Origin of the sequence: Mycetohabitans sp. B8, assembly GCF_021991875.1 — a bacterium.
Taxonomy (GTDB): domain Bacteria; phylum Pseudomonadota; class Gammaproteobacteria; order Burkholderiales; family Burkholderiaceae; genus Mycetohabitans.
In genome coordinates this window covers 69,751-85,664 of sequence record NZ_JAHLKR010000020.1, presented here as the reverse complement: position 1 = coordinate 85,664, position 15,914 = coordinate 69,751, and the positions used below count along the sequence as shown (strand labels likewise).

At 59.7% G+C, this 15,914-nt stretch carries 16 protein-coding genes and 1 pseudogene; 5 read left to right on the top strand and 12 right to left on the bottom strand.

Going from position 1 to position 15,914, the window contains the following annotated elements:
• Positions 1 to 2 precede the first annotated feature (2 nt).
• The 7 genes from zapE to KQH60_RS12995 all read right to left on the bottom strand — a co-directional run bounded on the left by zapE (position 3) and on the right by KQH60_RS12995 (position 7,988).
• Entirely contained in the window at positions 3 to 1,073 is a 1,071-nt protein-coding gene (gene zapE, locus KQH60_RS13025; protein WP_237576854.1) for a cell division protein ZapE, read from the bottom strand.
• The gene (locus KQH60_RS13020; protein ID WP_237576853.1) at positions 1,063 to 1,710 is read right to left on the bottom strand and encodes an FMN-binding negative transcriptional regulator; all 648 of its coding nucleotides are present in this window, start codon (positions 1,708 to 1,710) and stop codon (positions 1,063 to 1,065) included. Before KQH60_RS13020 ends, zapE begins: the two co-directional genes overlap by 11 nt.
• Complete coding sequence (locus tag KQH60_RS13015; RefSeq protein ID WP_237576852.1) at positions 1,670 to 3,109, bottom strand: SidA/IucD/PvdA family monooxygenase; 1,440 nt, start codon at positions 3,107 to 3,109, stop codon at positions 1,670 to 1,672. The genes KQH60_RS13020 and KQH60_RS13015 overlap by 41 nt, the downstream gene beginning before the upstream one ends.
• A complete protein-coding gene (locus KQH60_RS13010; protein ID WP_237576851.1) occupies positions 3,106 to 4,512 on the bottom strand; it encodes a diaminobutyrate--2-oxoglutarate transaminase family protein in 1,407 nt (468 codons plus the stop codon). The genes KQH60_RS13015 and KQH60_RS13010 overlap by 4 nt, the downstream gene beginning before the upstream one ends.
• Complete coding sequence (locus KQH60_RS13005; RefSeq protein WP_237576850.1) at positions 4,505 to 5,581, bottom strand: aromatic ring-hydroxylating dioxygenase subunit alpha; 1,077 nt, start codon at positions 5,579 to 5,581, stop codon at positions 4,505 to 4,507. The genes KQH60_RS13010 and KQH60_RS13005 overlap by 8 nt, the downstream gene beginning before the upstream one ends.
• An 8-nt stretch (positions 5,582 to 5,589) precedes the next feature.
• On the bottom strand, positions 5,590 to 7,155 hold the full coding sequence (locus KQH60_RS13000) for a 4-hydroxyphenylacetate 3-hydroxylase family protein (RefSeq protein WP_237576849.1): 1,566 nt from the start codon (positions 7,153 to 7,155) through the stop codon (positions 5,590 to 5,592).
• Between the two features lie 77 nt (positions 7,156 to 7,232).
• The gene (locus KQH60_RS12995; protein ID WP_237576848.1) at positions 7,233 to 7,988 is read right to left on the bottom strand and encodes a sulfite exporter TauE/SafE family protein; all 756 of its coding nucleotides are present in this window, start codon (positions 7,986 to 7,988) and stop codon (positions 7,233 to 7,235) included.
• A 207-nt stretch (positions 7,989 to 8,195) separates the two neighbouring features.
• Between KQH60_RS12995 and KQH60_RS12990 the strand changes: the two genes are divergently transcribed.
• Complete coding sequence (locus KQH60_RS12990; protein WP_237576847.1) at positions 8,196 to 9,080, top strand: LysR substrate-binding domain-containing protein; 885 nt, start codon at positions 8,196 to 8,198, stop codon at positions 9,078 to 9,080.
• 506 nt (positions 9,081 to 9,586) lie between these two features.
• Entirely contained in the window at positions 9,587 to 10,201 is a 615-nt protein-coding gene (locus tag KQH60_RS12985) for an OmpW family protein (protein WP_237576846.1), read from the top strand.
• 54 nt (positions 10,202 to 10,255) lie between these two features.
• Here KQH60_RS12985 and KQH60_RS12980 read toward each other — a convergent pair whose 3' ends face one another.
• The 4 genes from KQH60_RS12980 to ribA form a co-directional block, all read right to left on the bottom strand.
• Entirely contained in the window at positions 10,256 to 11,389 is a 1,134-nt protein-coding gene (locus KQH60_RS12980; protein ID WP_237576845.1) for an ADP-heptose--LPS heptosyltransferase, read from the bottom strand.
• A 44-nt stretch (positions 11,390 to 11,433) separates the two neighbouring features.
• On the bottom strand, positions 11,434 to 11,631 hold the full coding sequence (locus KQH60_RS12975) for a hypothetical protein (RefSeq protein WP_237576844.1): 198 nt from the start codon (positions 11,629 to 11,631) through the stop codon (positions 11,434 to 11,436).
• Positions 11,631 to 11,804 (bottom strand): hypothetical protein, encoded by a 174-nt coding sequence (locus KQH60_RS12970; protein WP_237576843.1) that lies wholly within the window; start codon positions 11,802 to 11,804, stop codon positions 11,631 to 11,633. Before KQH60_RS12970 ends, KQH60_RS12975 begins: the two co-directional genes overlap by 1 nt.
• A 299-nt stretch (positions 11,805 to 12,103) precedes the next feature.
• Positions 12,104 to 12,733 (bottom strand): GTP cyclohydrolase II, encoded by a 630-nt coding sequence (gene ribA / locus KQH60_RS12965; RefSeq protein ID WP_237576842.1) that lies wholly within the window; start codon positions 12,731 to 12,733, stop codon positions 12,104 to 12,106.
• Between the two features lie 790 nt (positions 12,734 to 13,523).
• Between ribA and KQH60_RS12960 the strand changes: the two genes are divergently transcribed.
• Both KQH60_RS12960 and cydX read left to right on the top strand, forming a co-directional pair.
• Positions 13,524 to 14,009: a universal stress protein gene (locus KQH60_RS12960; protein ID WP_237576841.1), complete on the top strand. Its 486-nt coding sequence runs from the start codon at positions 13,524 to 13,526 to the stop codon at positions 14,007 to 14,009.
• Positions 14,010 to 14,156: 147 nt separating this feature from the next.
• Positions 14,157 to 14,246, top strand: a pseudogene (cydX, locus tag KQH60_RS12955) (cytochrome bd-I oxidase subunit CydX); the annotation flags it as partial.
• A gap of 446 nt (positions 14,247 to 14,692) precedes the next feature.
• Here cydX and KQH60_RS12950 read toward each other — a convergent pair.
• Complete coding sequence (locus KQH60_RS12950) at positions 14,693 to 15,058, bottom strand: DUF3022 domain-containing protein (protein ID WP_237576840.1); 366 nt, start codon at positions 15,056 to 15,058, stop codon at positions 14,693 to 14,695.
• A gap of 186 nt (positions 15,059 to 15,244) precedes the next feature.
• Between KQH60_RS12950 and KQH60_RS12945 the strand changes: the two genes are divergently transcribed.
• Positions 15,245 to 15,892 carry a phosphatase PAP2 family protein gene (locus KQH60_RS12945; RefSeq protein WP_237576839.1) on the top strand — a complete coding sequence of 216 codons (648 nt, stop codon included), beginning with the start codon at positions 15,245 to 15,247 and terminating at the stop codon, positions 15,890 to 15,892.
• Positions 15,893 to 15,914: the final 22 nt, after the last annotated feature.

Genomic DNA, 15,914 nt, shown 5'->3' with positions numbered 1-15,914 from the left:
ATTCAAGTCTCCTGAGTCATGGTAAGTAAATTTTTGGTCAAACAAGCGTAGGCACGAGACTGCATCTCGGCAAGGCGGCTCACTGTCCTCGATAGATCATGCGCACCTTCGAGACCATCGAGCGCATCGCTCATCGCAATGTCCGATGCGATACAAACACCGCACTTGCGGTCATATAGGATGTCGATCAACCACACCAGCCGCTGCAATGTATCGGGATTTTCCAGTGCCGTTGCATGGACGTTGTCGATGATGACCCATTGCCAGCGATCAACCATCGCCAGATAATCGACGTGCGAACGCTGCGCGATGCAAAGCACGTCGAAATCCACCCACACCGTTGACTCACCCACGGCTCTCACCAGCAACGGCCGACCAGCCAACTCCACAACGCCAGGTTGCAGCGCAGCTTCGCCTTCCCGAGCGACGAAAATGGCGCGTAACGGCTCGCGAGCCAGCGCAAGCGGCGAAAAAAACCGAGGCTGCACGGTATCCGCATCACTGAACCGGTAATCGCGCGGTCCATCGAAGTGCACGATTGTGAAATGACGCTTAATCATGTCGATCGTCGGTGCGAAACGCGCGTGGTATTCGTGGTTCGGCAGCAGGTCGTCCGGCGCATAGTTCGATGTAAGCACGATACGCACGCCCTTGGCAATGGCGACCGTCAGAAAGCGCCCAATGAGAAACGCATCAGCGATGTCATGCACGTGAAATTCATCAAAGCACAGCAGATCGATACCATGCAGCCAAGTCTTCGCAACGTCCGCGAGCCGATCGCTGCTGCGCGGGGCCATCACAAGCCTGCAATGGATGTCCCGCAGAAACTCATGAAAATGAATCCGCCGCTTCGATCCTGGCGCGAGCTGAAAAACCGCATCGACGACCCTGCTCTTGCCTCGTCCGGGTAGGCCATGGCAATACACGCCATGCAACCGATGCCGCGCACTCAACCAGCGCCGACCCGGTGTCACAAGCAGCATGCATAACGCTTCGATCGCCCGGCGTTGGCTCGCGTCCGGCTCGATTCCGCTGCTGCGAAGCGAAGCTATGACCTGCACGTCATCGAGCATGCGCGGCCCCATCCCGTGGCGGCAGGAAGGTCTCCAACAGCGGTCGGAGACTACGCGTGCGCGTGGACAACAAGCAGTCGAGCGCCGCATGCTGATCTTCTAAGCCCTTGTCCTGTGAAAGCTTGATGCGCGCCTCCTCATGCTCGACGTGCACGCGCAACGCGAGCACGCCCGGCGCGAACCGCGCCACCCGTTCATCATTCGCATCAAACTGCCATCGCGCATCGTCGGGCTGCAAGCGGGCCGCTGTCTCGCGCAGCACGTCGATCTTCTGCGCCAGGTCGGTCACGACATGCACAGCGCCCACCAGATGGACGGCCACATAGTTCCACGTCGGCAGTTGCCGTGTCACGTACGCTTCGGGCGGGATATAACTATCAGGTCCGGTGAACACGATACGCGCACGCGTCGTTTTGACACCACAAAACTGAGGGTTTGTCGCATCGACATGACCGAATAGATTGCGCGATTGGCGCTCGCGGAAAAGCGGGATATGGCTCGCATGAGATAGCCCCGCGTCCATACTGGCGATCAACGCGAGCGGAAAGCTGTCGATGATCGCGTCGATCCGCTGCGGATCAGTAAAGCGGAACGCATCATAATGAAACGAAACGGGTTGATTCGCTAGAAGTTCCATTTTTGTCCGTATCATGGATGGCCGCAATGGCCGTAGCAGAAGACGCGACTGCATTCGAGCCAGCGCGTGCCGCGGGGCGCGACAACTGCGCGGAGAGCGAGCGCGCAATGGCTTCGGAGCGCAACGCCAGCAGACTGAACGAGCCGGAGTCCCCCATGCCGTGGGATGACTCGCATAGCCCGTTCAAGTACAGCGGTGCGTCCAGCGCCACTGCACACGAGAAATGCACGCGGTAGTCGAACGACACATCCAGGTGCCCGCGGCTCAAGTCGAGCAGCGGCGCCAACTGCCGCAGCAGCGGTGGATAGGGCTCATACCTCGGACCGTCGCCAATATCAAGAAAGCCCGTTGCTAGAACGACCAGGTCGAAGCAGTCAAGCGCATGCTCACCGCTCACTGAGTTGACGAGCGCCAGACGAATCCCCTCTTCTGTGGCCGTCACAGCATTGACGTACGTATTCGTCCGGATTGCCAGGTCATCGCGACCCAATATCCGGTTTACGTAGCGCTTGACGTACAGCGCATCGAGTACGTCCTTGTCCGCCGAAGCATAATTGGTCGGCATCAGTTCCGCGCGCAACCGACTGCGCGTTGCCTGGTCCGCAAAAAAGAATGTCTTGACAAATTCAGGAAAATAAACCTCGTCGGAAAACGGGCTCGTGTCCTTCTGCCGGAACGCAAAGTTACGCGTGATGCCGACAACCGAAGCGCACGAGCCGGTACCGTACGCGTGCAGCAAAATTTCAACCGCGCTCTGGCTACCACCAATGACCGCGATTCGCGGCTTGCGGCCGCCGTCACACGCCCGGTGCAGAGCAAAGAGATAATCATTTAAGTGGACAATGCGCGGATCGTCAAAGCCGGCGAACTGCACCGGCACGTTCGGCGTACGCCCCGGTGCGACGACGACCGAGCGGGCCCGCCATGCGCGGCCGGTGCAATCGCACACCACATAGCCCTCCAGCAGTCCAGAGCGCGCGTCGATGACCGGCTCGATGCTCGTCACGTCCACGCCATAGCTGACTTGATGCGCGAAGAAGCTGGCCACCCACTGCACGTACTGCGCATACTCGATCCGCAATGGAAACGATAACCCCAGGTTCAAGTGCTCGAATAATCGTCCGTTCTCGAACAGGAAATTGGTAAACGAATAGCGACTGCGTGGATTGCGCGGCGTGACCAGATCGCGCAGCGGATGGTTCTGAATGTCCGACTCCTCCAGCAGCATGCCCTGCTGCCAGTACGCCGCATCGCGCTTTTCGAGAAATAAAATGTCGAGGCCGTCGGTCAGCTCCTCGATCGCTACGGCAAGCGCAATATTAGCGGGGCCAAAGCCGATTCCAATCACATCGTGAATGCAAGGTTCAAGCGCCGTGGCAACATCGTGTCCTGCTTTCATAAGCTCTCCGATACAGGGATATGAGCGTTGCGACTGACGCCGGCGGGGGTCAGCAACGGCACATCCACCGCGCTGGTCACTGTCGACAATGCTCTTTCGAGACGAGCGAGTATGTCGTCCGTTTCAGCCTCTGTAATGATCAGCGGCGGCAGCAGCCGCAACACCGCACCGTGACGTCCTCCCGTCTCAATGATCAAGCCTTCGTTTAAGCAAGCATGCTTGATGCGCCGCGCCAGTTCGCCCTCCGCTGGCGGCAATCCGCGTGCATCCGGCGGAGCGTTCGGATCAACGATTTCGACGCCGAGCATCAGGCCGCGGCCACGCACGTCGCCGATACACGCGTAGCGCCGTTGCAACGATTCGAGGCCAGCGCGCAACCTGGCCCCGCGCTCAGCTGCCTGCTGCGCAATGCCGTGCGCGCGTAGAAATTCGAGCGTGGCTGCACCCGCGACCAGTGCGATCTGGTTGCCGCGAAACGTCCCCGTATGGGCACCGGGTCGCCAACCGTCGTAGCAGCGCCGATAGGCGAGCACAGACAGTGGAAAACCGCCGCCCACGGCCTTAGACATGATGATCGCGTCGGGTATGATGCCAGCCACCTCATGCGCGAACATCGTGCCGGTACGACCGAAGCCGGTCTGCACTTCATCGATGACAAGCGGAATCTGATGACGCAACGCCAGCTCGGACAATCCGGTCAACCAGTCGGCACTGGCCGGAATGCAGCCGCCCTCGCCCTGCACCGCTTCCAGCAGGATCAGCGCTGGCTTCGTAATGCCGCTCTCCGGATCCTCAAGAAGATGGCGGATATACGCCAACGACAACGTATCGCTTTGTGCACCGCCCACGCCAAACGGGCATCGATAGGCATTCGGATAAGGCAAAAAATGCACTTCCGCCATCGCCCCGGCCACGCTTTCCTTCGGTCCCCGGTTGCCCATCAGACTCAACGCGCCCATCGTCATGCCGTGATACGCGCCATGGAACGCCAGTACCGCGCGCCGGCCCGTGACCGTCTTGAATAGTTTGATCGCTGCCTCGACTGCGTCCGAGCCGGTCGGCCCACAAAACTGAAGCTTGGCATCGTTGGCAAACTGCGGCGGCAATACGCGATATAACGCTTCGACAAATTCGATTTTCGCCGGCGTCGCAATGTCCAGTGCCTGCAGGATGTGGCCCGATGCGAGAAACTGGCTGACCCGCTCCATGACGTACGGGTGATTGTGTCCCAACGGCAGCGCGCCGGCACACGCGAGGCAGTCCAAATATTGACGGCCTTCACTATCGTAGACTGTCGCAAGCTCTGCTCGCGTGAGGACGCGAGTTATCGAGCGTGCATACGTACGGGCATTGGACTCACAATGCTCGAGCATGGACAATGCGTCCAGCGTCTGCTTATGCATGATACGACTCCTTTGAATGCTCACTGCTGGCATGCTGCTGCGCGCCAGCAGATGGGCGCACACCGCAGTCCGCTGTTGCCGCCTCACCCAGCGCACGCAACCATCGTCGATACTCCACCGCGAGACGGTCACTGCGCACATGCATCTCTTCGCGCAAGTCCAGTGGCAGCCGGTAGGGGCGCTGCGATTCGACGATGTGGCGATCTTGCTCAAACACCCGGTCCTGGCGCTGGAGGATTTGTGCGTCGCTCAAGTCTTCACCGAAGTTAATCGCCACAATCAGCTGTATTACGCACTCGTCCTCGTCAACGGGCGTCGCGTTCAAAAACGTGCAAAAGCGTTCAGTCACGCCGGTCTTCTTCGAAAAATAGGCGGTTGTGGGCCGAAAAGCGTGATAGGTATAGCGAGCGGTAACCGGGATCCCACGGTGATCGCCATACGGCTGAAATACCTGGATTTCCGATGTTTCAAGGCCGTTTTCCGTCATTTTTACTTTGTAGTCCTCAATTTTGTCTGGACAATTTGGATCGCCGTTTAGATTTGCGTGCACGAATGGAAAATGCGAAGCATCGAGGAAATTCTCCACTGAGCGCAATGCGTTTGCCCGATAGCGGTAAGGTCCCGCATACACCTTGCGAAAGCTCGCGTCATCCCATTCGGGGAACGGCGGCACGTCGAGCGCCGGTTGTCCGACACAGACCCAGACGAGCCCGTAGCGTTCGGTTACCCGGTATATGCGAACAAGCCGTTGCGCGGGCGGCGTTTGGTCCGGATGCGCAGGCACTTTCGTGCATTGTCCCGACGACGCATAACGCCATCCATGATAAGGGCACTCAATTTCCCCGTCGCGCACACAGCCCAGCGAGAGCCGCGCGCCACGATGACCACAATAATCGAGCCACGCGTTGATGCCGGCATGGTTCCGCCACAGCACCAAATCCTCGCCCAACAAGCGCACGGCGAGCGGCATATCGCGTGCCACATCGTCCGAGCGAGCGACCACGTGCCATTGGTCGCGCAGCGCCCGGTAGTCGAGCGCATCCCGGTCCCACTTTCCAGAATAAATCATTGTTCACCTCATCGCGCAAACGGAGAAGCTTCACGCTGGCCGTCAAACTGCCATGACGGATTGCACCAGCCATCGACGTCGTAATCGGCAAGACACTGCTCGACGAGCGACTTGCATTGGTCGATCGCGCCACATGCGGTGGAATGGTTCAGCATGTCCAGCCGTACCTGCTCATGGTTACCCGCATAGTTGTACTCGTACAACTCGTGCCGGCCGCCAAACTCACTGCCGATCGCGTCCCACAGCAACTTCACAAGCTTGAGCCGCTCCTGTGCACTCGAATCGGTGCCTTGATAGTACGTATCGATAAGCCCACGCAATTCTGGATTGCGCATGTCCGCGAAACTAGCCACCTGCATGATCAGCGAGCCACCGAGGATCGTGTCGAAAATCGGCTTGATGTGGGTCATCACCTGCGCGCCGAAGTGCCGCACTGTCGCCGCCGTTTCGAGCCGCGGTACGACAGAGCCGTCGCTGCGCTTTTGCGGTGCAATGCACATCGCTTCGGTCATCGCCCACATCGCGTTGCGCCAGCCGACCACATCGGCCACCTTCGTGCGCACGCCCCTGAATTCGTAGCTACCGTTCGATTCGAGCAGCTTAATCAACGCACCGCACAGGAAATCCAATTTGACCGCGAGCCGCGTGCCGGATTGCAACGGATAACGATTCAGGAATCCCGAGGCCGAATAGAAACTGCGCGCCTTCGGTATGTCCCGGTAGATCAACACGTTTTCCCATGGCACAAACACGCCATCGAAAATCAGCACCGAATCATTTTCGTCAAAACGGCTGGACAATGGATTGTCAAACGGACTCAACGACGACGCCTCGTATGAGCGCCGGCAGACAATCTTTAAGTTTGGCGTGCCCATCGGCACAATAAAGCACAGCGCAAAATCCTCTTCCCGCCCCTGCTGGTACTGCGTTGCACTGTTCTGCGCCACGAACGTGGCATTCGATATCGCCGCACTGGTCGCCACCATCTTGGCGCCACGCACGACAATACCGTCGCCACGCTCTTTTTCCACATGCAGATAGACGTCACGCATGCTGTCAATCGTCTTAGCTCGGCCCACCGGTGGATTCACCAAGACATGATTCATAAACAGCACCTTGCGCGCCGTCTCGTGGTACCAGCGGATCGCATTATCGCGGAACGGATCATAGAAGTCAGGATCGGACAGCAACGTTGCGGTAAAACCGGCCTTGTAGTCAGGCGTGCGCCCCATAAAGCCATACGACAGCCGCGACCAGTGTGCGATTGCGGCACGGGCCTGCAGCAAGTCGTCAGCCGAACGCGCTGGGGTGAAATAGCGATGCGTGCGATAACCAAACGGGTCCAGTGTCGTCATGGTGTCTCGGAACGCCGGTGCGTGCAGCGCATCGTACAACCGAGCGATGGATCTCGCACTGTTGCGAAACGCCACGTGCTGCGTGACGGATCGCACTTTTTCACCATAAATGAACACTTCACGGCCGTCGTCGAGACTGGCAAGATACTCGTCAGCCGTCAACATTTCGTCCTTCTCGGCGGCTTTCGACTTCAATGCCGCGGATGTGCTTTGAATCATGGATACTCCTGGTAACGTTGAGCCTAACCGCGACTGCCTACAGCGCCCTGGAACCGCCCGATCCTACCGGGCATAACCTATGAAATTGACGAAAAATACTGCACCAACAAAAACACGCCGGATACGAGAATGACGCTATTCACTAGCTTGACGAATTGCTCACGCGAGAGCTTCAACGTAATGCGGCGTCCCATCCACACGCCAGCCAGCATGCCTGGCGCGAGCAACACCGCAAGCAGCAACAAACTGCGGTTGGCGTAGACGCCGGCCGCCAGGAACATCACCAGCCTGGTGAGCGTCGACAATCCAATCAGCGTGGTTTGCGTAATGCGGATATGCTCGTTGTTGTCAAGCCGTCCCTGCAGATAAATCGCATACATAAAACCGCCACTGCCAAACAACGCGCTGAAGATGCCGCCAACAAGGCCAAAAGGCACCGACGACCATGAACTCAATTGCGTCATTGGCCGATAGCCACTGAGCGAGTATGCTGCGTAACCGATCACAAAAATCCCCAGTAGCAACAACAGCAAATCCGGTTTCGTCGCCAACAAGATCACCGCACCGATTCCGCTGCCGGCAACCATCCAAGGAACCAGTCGCTTCAATTCGCCAAGCTCGGCTTGTCTGCCATCTCGCACCACATTCGTGGTGGCCGCACAAAAATCCAGCAATGCGAGCAGCGGGACGATGTGCGGCACCGGTATGAACTGGGCTAACAGCGGACTAGCCACCAGTGCAGTGCCAAACCCCGTCATGCCGAACACGACATACGCTAATGCGATCCCTAACCATACGATGAACAAATGCGTTACAGTCAGATCGGATATCAACTGTAGTCCCTTGATCTATCGAGTATTGAATGTCCTGTACCGCTCACTTGGGATAAGGGAGGAAAACACTCACCCCCATGTTCAGTCCCTTATTTAAAAGCCAAATTATTTATCCTAACCGCCAAATCCGCAGGCAATATATCGCGCTAATTTTTGGCCAACCAATATCATTTTGGCAAAGTGCTATCTCAGTAAGGCATGGAGATGATGTCGCTACGGCAACTGCGTTATTTTGTGGAAATCGTCGAGGCGGGCAGCTACAGTCTTGCCGCCGAGCGGCTTTTCATCGCGCAATCCGCATTGAGCAGGCAGATCAAGGAGCTCGAGGCAACGGCACAAGTGCAGTTACTCGTGCGCGGTGCGCGCCGGATTGAACTGACCCGGGCTGGAAAGGCGCTGTATGATGGCGCAAAGCGTCTACTGTTCAACCTCAATGAAACGCTTGTGCAGACGCGTCATGCGAATCGTGGCGAGCAAGGCATCATCCGCCTGGTCCATTCAAGCTCGGTGCCCTTTGCTGGACCCTTGCTGGAACGCGTTCGATGCTATCTTGACGTCAACGAGCACGTTTCAGCGCAGGTATCCCAAATGCCGTCAGAAGAACAGATGGCAAGTATCGAGCAAGGCGTGAACGATGTCGGCTTTGTACGATTGCCTGTTCACCTGGAGTTTCCCGGTGTGCGTGCTGACGAGCTTTATTCGGAGCCTCTGATGCTTGCCGTCAGCGCCACGCATCCGCTTGCGGTACGCGAAGCCGTGTCGATTGCCGAGCTACGCGAGGAGCCGTTCGTGTCACTGCCGCATCACGAACGAGGTGGGCTCAGTTTTCGTGTCGCGGAATTGTGCATGAAACACGGCTACTTTCCGCGTTCGGCTCGCGTGACATCACGCAAGACCACGCAACTGAGTCTGATCGAAGCGGGTTTCGGCATATCACTGGTCGCACAAAGCATGCGCTTGATCGCGCCGGCAGGCGTGCGCTTCATTCGGCTGACCGGCACCGGCAATACCACTGCCGTTGCGATGCTGTACCGGAGCAATGCATCCGCACTCGTCCAAGCGTTTGTGGCGGCAATCATGGAAGAAAACTGAGCAAGGTCATCGCGCCGGCGCGGTTTACGCCCATGGCATGGTACTGCCCGCTTGGCGTTATCCGGCCTGCCACAGCACGAACCGTTTGAGTTTGCCGTTTTCGGTGCGCGACAATGCATCGATACACGCGCAAGAACTGCCGGACGGCGGATTTCGCCTGGCCGTATCCGTGCCTTCGTCTCCGACGGCCATCGCGTCTGAGGGTCCGAGGGCATGCCACTCTGTTGGCGCCTGGGCTCAGCGCCGGGCGTCGCACTTATCCGTCAGATGGGCGCCCGTCGGCAATCGACCGGAATGTGCCGACGACCCTGGCGCAATCGACGCTCACGCCGCCATGCTGGTTGTGCGCACAACTTTTTACGTAGCCGCTTCTTGTACCGATCCCAGCTCGCGGCACTCCATCCCCCAGCACGAGCATGGGTATTGACTCACGTCAATACAGAGCGTGAACGTCCGTTCGACAATATGCATAGCCCACTCACAATATTGCACAAGAGGACTACACGATGAATGCACTTTCTCGTATCGCAGCCGGCGTGCTGCTTGCGGCGCCCATCGTCTTCGCGGCGCCCGTCCATGCCGAGCAAGGTGATATCCTGGCCCGCTTGCGCGCGATTAGCATTCAGCCCGACGTGTCGGCCGGCGGCATGCTCGGCCAACTTGGCACCGGGGTCAACAATGCGATCGTCCCGGAACTCGATTTCACGTACATGGCAACACGCAACATTGGCATCGAGTTGATCCTTGGGACATCGCGGCACCAGGTCACGTCCAACATCGGCGCATTGGGGGGTGTCAACGTACTGCCGCCTACGTTGTTGTTGCAATATCACTTCAATCCGGCCGGCAAGATCCGCCCGTACGTGGGCGCCGGCTTGAACTACACTTACTTCTATAACGATGGGCTGCAGGCGGACGGCACGCCGGTATCCATCAAGCAATCCAGTTTCGGACCGGCGCTGCAAGCTGGCGTGGACGTGCAAGTGACCAAGAGCGTCTTCGTCAACGCCGATATCAAGAAGATCTGGATGCGCACCAGCGCATCGATCGGTGACACACAGCTTGGCTCGTTGAAGATCGACCCGCTAGTGGTGGGCATCGGTGTCGGGATGCGCTTCTGATGCGCTCGCGACAGGTCAACTGAGCGAGCCGGCGCAGGTTAAGCTCAACATCGGTTAGCCCAGCTGGATTGGCGTCAACTCTGGCAGGACCTGTTCCGGTTGGCCCAACTCCAGCTGTGTCAACACTGGCTGCCCCGGCGCGCGATCACGGTTTGCCAACCAGCTGCCGCGGGCCGCATGCCATTCGTGGTACGCGCGCTCGACCCGACGCAAGTCGGCGTCCCGCCCGATCGCATGCATCCCATCCAATTCCGGCACGTTCAGCGCGAGCGCCTCGCAGTGCGGGTAGTCGCGCACGCGCAGCGCCGGTGCGATCGTCGTGAAATACGCGGTACTCGGCACGCCAAAACCTGCCGCCACGTGTACCGCGGCCGTGTCAGACGTCACCACGTGGCGAGCATGGGCGATCCAGCTCAGAAAGCTTGCCGTATCGGGCGACAGCGCGGCAATATCCGTATAGTGATCGTGCTCCAGCGCGCCGAAGCCTAACACTGGCAAGCCGAAGGTGCGCCACATCTCATCGACGATCGACACGCGCACGGTGGCCGGGATACTGCGCACCGGCGTGCTCGCCTGCGAACAAAGCAACGTGTAGCCACCCGCACGCCACGCCCCGACAGGGGGCGGTAATGTCAGCGCGGTGAGCCATTCGTTCGTCTTGTGCCGAGCGGGCACGGTGTGGGGCGCCATGCCAAGCGCGAACAGGAAAAAATCGATCATTGGCAGGGTCGCGAAGCCCGGCCAGAAAAGATGGTTGCCAACATCGATGGCAAGTTCAGTTGCGGGAATCGAGTCGAGCGGCACGGGCAAGTCGATCACGTCGCCGAAGCAAGGTGCGGCCAATGCATGCAGTTGCTTCACGTAATCTGGCGCATGGGCGGGCCGGTAGATCGTCACCGACAACGACGGATGCAGACGTCGGATTGCGTCGAGCGCGCTCAATCCAATAATCGAGTCGCCGAGCGTAACGCCCATGCCGTTGATCAGATGCAAATGCGTTTGCTGGCGATAATCGATTGTGAAAGGTGCCGCATTCGCATTACGGATCCAACTGACCACTGACAATGGCCGGTAGCCGCGCGCCGGCTTGCCGGTCACCTCCAGGTCATACGAGGCCACTACGCGGGCGTGCGGCGACAGCAGCGAGCCAGGATTGGACAGTGCGGACACCTCGTCAAGCATGGTCATGGCGCACCGGTCCGAACAACGATTTCCCTACTTTGTTTTCCTGCTTACAAGCGCAGCAGCTTCTGGTTATCTCCGCCTGCACGCAACAACCGCTCCAGCGTCGCGTCAAAACGAATCGCGCGCTCGACCAGGCGCTCAATTTTCGACTGCGGCTCTTTGACTGTACCGGCAAGCGGCACAACCTTGTCACGCATCTTGATCACGGTCGTAAGCGCGTCCCAGATCTTGCTGACCCTACCCATTACGGCTTGCTCTCCATCCTCGCCTCGATACGCTTGTTCGATTCCGCGGCAAATGACAGAACGTCATCGAATGCATCATTCACTTCTTTCGTGAACGTGTTCACGCGCTCGACCCGTGCAAGCATGTCCGCGTAGTCTTCGGTCGGGGTGAAGCCCTGCGCGGCTTGACGCATGCGTTCGCTCAGGTTCAATCCAGACACTTGGCCATCCGCGCAATCACACGCTTTAAGCCGCCGTGACCTGCACGACGAGTCGCTCGGTAACCGCTGCCATCTCGTTCTCCATGTAGATGTAGACGCACATGATATGGACATGGAGGACGAAATCAAGCCTTATTTCAGGCACGGATGCCTACTGACAGAGACCGCTTTTCACACGCGGCCGACAAGCGTTTTTCCAACGCCGACCAGGACGTCGTTCGGGGTGCCAGCCCACGTCGACAAATAGGCGCCTCGTAGAACCCGTTCGCACACTATTCGTTCTCGCTGAAATAGTGCCCAAAGCGCTTGCGCTTGGTCCAAATATAGCGTTCATTTTCCTCGCGCGTCGGAATGGCGAGGTCGACGCGGTCATGCACGGGAATGCCATGGCGCCGTAGCGTGTCGAACTTGTTCGGATTGTTGCTCATCAATCGTACCGACGACACGCCGAGCCAGCGCAGGATGCTGGCAGCTGAATCGTATTCGCGCGCATCGTCGGGCAACCCGAGGTCCCGGTTGGCATCGACCGTGTCGCGACCCTGCTCTTGCAATGCGTACGCAAGCATCTTGTTCGACAATCCGATGCCGCGTCCTTCGTGTCCGCGCAGGTACAGCAGCACGCCTGCCGCCTCAGCCGCGATGTGGCGCAGCGCCGCATCTAACTGCTCGCCGCAATCACAGCGGAACGAGCCGAGCACGTCGCCTGTCAAGCACTCCGAATGCAGCCGTGTGAGCACCGCCTCGCGCGCGCGCACCTCCCCCATGACCAGTGCTAAGTGCTCCGTGCCATCGCCTCTGACCCGAAACACGTGGGACGCAAAAGTCCCATAGCGGGTCGGCAGCGTCGCGCTGGCAATGTGTGCCGCGCATTCGCTGGCCTCGTCAAAATATTGTTGTTGCATCGTACCCTCGATCATTCGCACCGCCACAGGGGCTTTGGATGCAAGTCTACCGCGTCACGGCGTCCGCTGCCGCACGCGTGCCGCGTAGAATGAATCCGCTTTGCTGATTGCCCAATACTCCACCGCTGGCTGGGTCCGTACGAGCGCATTGAAATCGACGCACCGCATTGGGTGATCCTGCGTGATGCGTCGAGGGTCGCCGCCCGCCTTGCATGTTTTATCGAGCGACACGAGCGCGACGAGTTCAGTGCCTCGGCACGGCCGCCCATACGGTACCGCCAATCAGCTTTTTAAACATCGTTCGCTCCTTGTCCGAACACGCGTCGACCCGTACCGCCGGCGAGACTATAGGGTCTTGCTAAGAAAAACAAGGGGCAAAGCGAACCCAAGATTCCGATAACGATGTCCGATAAAATATTATCTTAACGCAGTGCGTCTTCGTGCAGCGGCTGAGGAGCGCCTTGCGCATCGAGCCGCCCGTAGACGCCCCAACGAGCGTGGCTTCCAATGCAGACAGCTTCCCCTGCGTACCGGCGATCGCACGCCAATGACGGCCGACGACCTGCCCATGGGTACCGCGTTACCGTTTGCGTGGACAGATGCCGCGGGCACGCCGCTTTTGCCCGAAAGCCCCGTATTGTCAGACGATGCAGCACGCAATAGGGTGGGCAGGCCCATCGACGAAAGCAGCAAACGCTGCGCGCGTCCCCCGTTGCGACGATAATGTCCGGGTGCGTGCGCGCACCCGGGCGCACGAAGGGCCCATCACACTAGGTAGGAGAACGCCAGCATGTACCACCGCATCCTCGTGGCCATCGACGGCAGCCACACGTCGCGCCAGGCATTCAACGCCGCGCTCGATCTTGCTGCGTCCGAGGGCGCGCAGCTTCGGCCGGTCTTCATCGTCGATGACATCCCGCTCTACTATTCGGTACCCGGCTACGATCCGTCAATCATCGTGCACGCGCAGACTGAAGAAGGCCAACGTGTGATCGACGAGGCGGCTGACGCGATGCGTGCTCGAGGCATCGTCGGCACGACGCAGATGCTGACGACATCGTCCCTCGAAGGGATTGCCGAGTGTATCGTACGAGCGGCGCAGGCATTCAACGCGGACCTGCTCGTGCTCGGTACCCATGGACGGCGCGGCGTGCGCCGACTGGTGCTGGGCAGCGTGGCGGAACAGACGCTGCGGCTCGCGCAGCTACCGGTATTGCTGATTCCATCGGCAAGCCACGCGCCGCAAGCGGCGCCGTCGAACATCTCGAACGGTTAACGTCGCCCACTTCACCACGCGCCACGCATCGAGCTTGCGCTCGCACGCGCGTGCGGTCATCATGACTCCATCGGCACGGCTGTGTCCCGCCGCGGCCGGCCACGAGGCAGCATCCCATCCAATTTCAACCCAATGGAGGAAACCACAATGTGGTACTTCTGCTGGATACTGGGTATCGGCGTGGCACTGGGCTTCGGCGTGATCAACGCGATGTGGCTGGAAAACGAAGGAAACCTGGCGCGGATGCGATCCGACTCGCTGGACGGTCGCGCCTGTCGTTGGCGTGACCCTAAACACCAGGGCTGCTCGACACCGTGTGCGAAAACGTGTCGCTGGGCATCAGCGCGATCGTCGTCGGCCCCTTGAACAGTGCACCCTGCGACGCAGACCGGCGCGCGCTGTGGGATGGGCTTCTCGCGCCAGTCCATCGCGCTGAGCCCGCCACCTCCGCTGCCGGCAGGCCGCCGTTTACGCCGGGATAAGTTCCTGCCCTGGCTGTCCCGTATATAGGCGGCCAAAACGATTTTCCAAGAAGGCATCGAACTCGGCCTGCTCCTGCCGGATAAACCGCTTTGCGGCAATTGACCTTCACGAAACAGATCCACGACCGGCCGATCGCACCGGCGCTCGTCAGTTTGATCGCGCCGGTCCGGCATGACAGGCGCCTGGCCGCGACGCACGCGTCATGCGAACTCGCGCCCGAGCTTGATCGCGGACACCGGCTCGATCTCCTTGCCTAGCGCGTACTGCTCTTCCATCGAACCGATCACCGCCTCTACGTAGGCACGCAACACAGCTTCGGCCCGCGCACGCTCGTTGGGCGGCGCGGCCGCATAGCGCGCCAGGCTCGAGTCGACGAACACTACGTCGAGCGTGACCTTCGAGTGCCGCCGCGAAAAGGGCGAGATTGTCCAGTCAATGCGCAGCGCTGGATGGCCGCCCTCGGCCTGCGTATCGGTGAAGTAGGCGGTTTCCGGCAATAAGTCGCTAATGACGCGGGCAAGGCGCTCGCGCAGCGGATCGTGAAAGAGAAAAGGCGGACGGGCCATGGATGCGGGGCTTCGAAAGAGTGCCGAGGCTATCACAATCAGTCGCATATGCAAGTCGGGATAGTTTCAACCCTGTGAAGCTCGCCGCCGCGCCAAGCTTGCCGTGACCACGGCCCTAAGCGCACGTTAAGGTGGTTGCGATATCCTCGGGCGCTGGTCATTTCTAAAATCCTCTCGCACCTATTGATGGAATCCTTGAATCAAACGCTGTTCCTGCTGCTCAACGCGAGTGCGCCGTCGCCGATGATGCACGCATTAATGTCGTTTTGCGCGAATGCGCTGATCTGGGCCATGCCGGCGACGCTTGTCGCCGGCTGGTTGCGCGTGCCGAGCCGCGCGTGCCCGACGCACGCCGAGCCCCCCGCCGATGCCGCCGGCCAGCCGCAAGCATGCCGTGGCCATTTCGTCGAAGCCGCGCTGGCCGCCGCGCTCGGCCTTGGGATCGCCCAGATCATCGGTGCAATGTGGCCCCACCCACGGCCGTTCGCGATCGGCTTGGGACACGCATGGATCGCCCACGTTGACGACGCATCGCTGCCCAGCGACCATACCACGCTCGCCTTCTCAGTCGCCTGCAGCCTACTGCTGCACGCCGGCACCCGGGTGGCCGGAGCAGCCCTCACGTTGGCCGGGTTGATGGTCGGCTGGGCCCGCATCTATGCCGGCATCCACTTCCCACTGGATGTCGGCTGCGGCATGCTGCTCGGCATGGCGTGCGCCGTGCTCGCTCACCGTCTCGCGCCATGGGCCGTGCCGCCCCTGTTGCGCTGCGGTGAGCCGCCCTATCGGTTCCTGTGCGCGGCGCTGATCCGGCGTGGCTGGGCGGTGGCGTAGGAGCATTCGCACCGAAAAGGCG

Bases quoted from the DNA above. Each gene is read 5' to 3' on its own strand.
- zapE (WP_237576854.1), bottom strand. From the start codon at position 1,073: ATGCTCGATGACGTGCAGGTCATAGCTTCGCTTCGCAGCAGCGGAATC.
- KQH60_RS13020 (WP_237576853.1), bottom strand. From the start codon at position 1,710: ATGGAACTTCTAGCGAATCAACCCGTTTCGTTTCATTATGATGCGTTC.
- KQH60_RS13015 (WP_237576852.1), bottom strand. From the start codon at position 3,109: ATGAAAGCAGGACACGATGTTGCCACGGCGCTTGAACCTTGCATTCAC.
- KQH60_RS13010 (WP_237576851.1), bottom strand. From the start codon at position 4,512: ATGCATAAGCAGACGCTGGACGCATTGTCCATGCTCGAGCATTGTGAG.
- KQH60_RS13005 (WP_237576850.1), bottom strand. From the start codon at position 5,581: ATGATTTATTCTGGAAAGTGGGACCGGGATGCGCTCGACTACCGGGCG.
- KQH60_RS13000 (WP_237576849.1), bottom strand. From the start codon at position 7,155: ATGATTCAAAGCACATCCGCGGCATTGAAGTCGAAAGCCGCCGAGAAG.
- KQH60_RS12990 (WP_237576847.1), top strand. From the start codon at position 8,196: ATGTCGCTACGGCAACTGCGTTATTTTGTGGAAATCGTCGAGGCGGGC.
- KQH60_RS12985 (WP_237576846.1), top strand. From the start codon at position 9,587: ATGAATGCACTTTCTCGTATCGCAGCCGGCGTGCTGCTTGCGGCGCCC.
- KQH60_RS12980 (WP_237576845.1), bottom strand. From the start codon at position 11,389: ATGACCATGCTTGACGAGGTGTCCGCACTGTCCAATCCTGGCTCGCTG.
- KQH60_RS12975 (WP_237576844.1), bottom strand. From the start codon at position 11,631: ATGGGTAGGGTCAGCAAGATCTGGGACGCGCTTACGACCGTGATCAAG.
- KQH60_RS12970 (WP_237576843.1), bottom strand. From the start codon at position 11,804: ATGCGTCAAGCCGCGCAGGGCTTCACCCCGACCGAAGACTACGCGGAC.
- ribA (WP_237576842.1), bottom strand. From the start codon at position 12,733: ATGCAACAACAATATTTTGACGAGGCCAGCGAATGCGCGGCACACATT.
- KQH60_RS12960 (WP_237576841.1), top strand. From the start codon at position 13,524: ATGTACCACCGCATCCTCGTGGCCATCGACGGCAGCCACACGTCGCGC.
- KQH60_RS12950 (WP_237576840.1), bottom strand. From the start codon at position 15,058: ATGGCCCGTCCGCCTTTTCTCTTTCACGATCCGCTGCGCGAGCGCCTT.
- KQH60_RS12945 (WP_237576839.1), top strand. From the start codon at position 15,245: ATGGAATCCTTGAATCAAACGCTGTTCCTGCTGCTCAACGCGAGTGCG.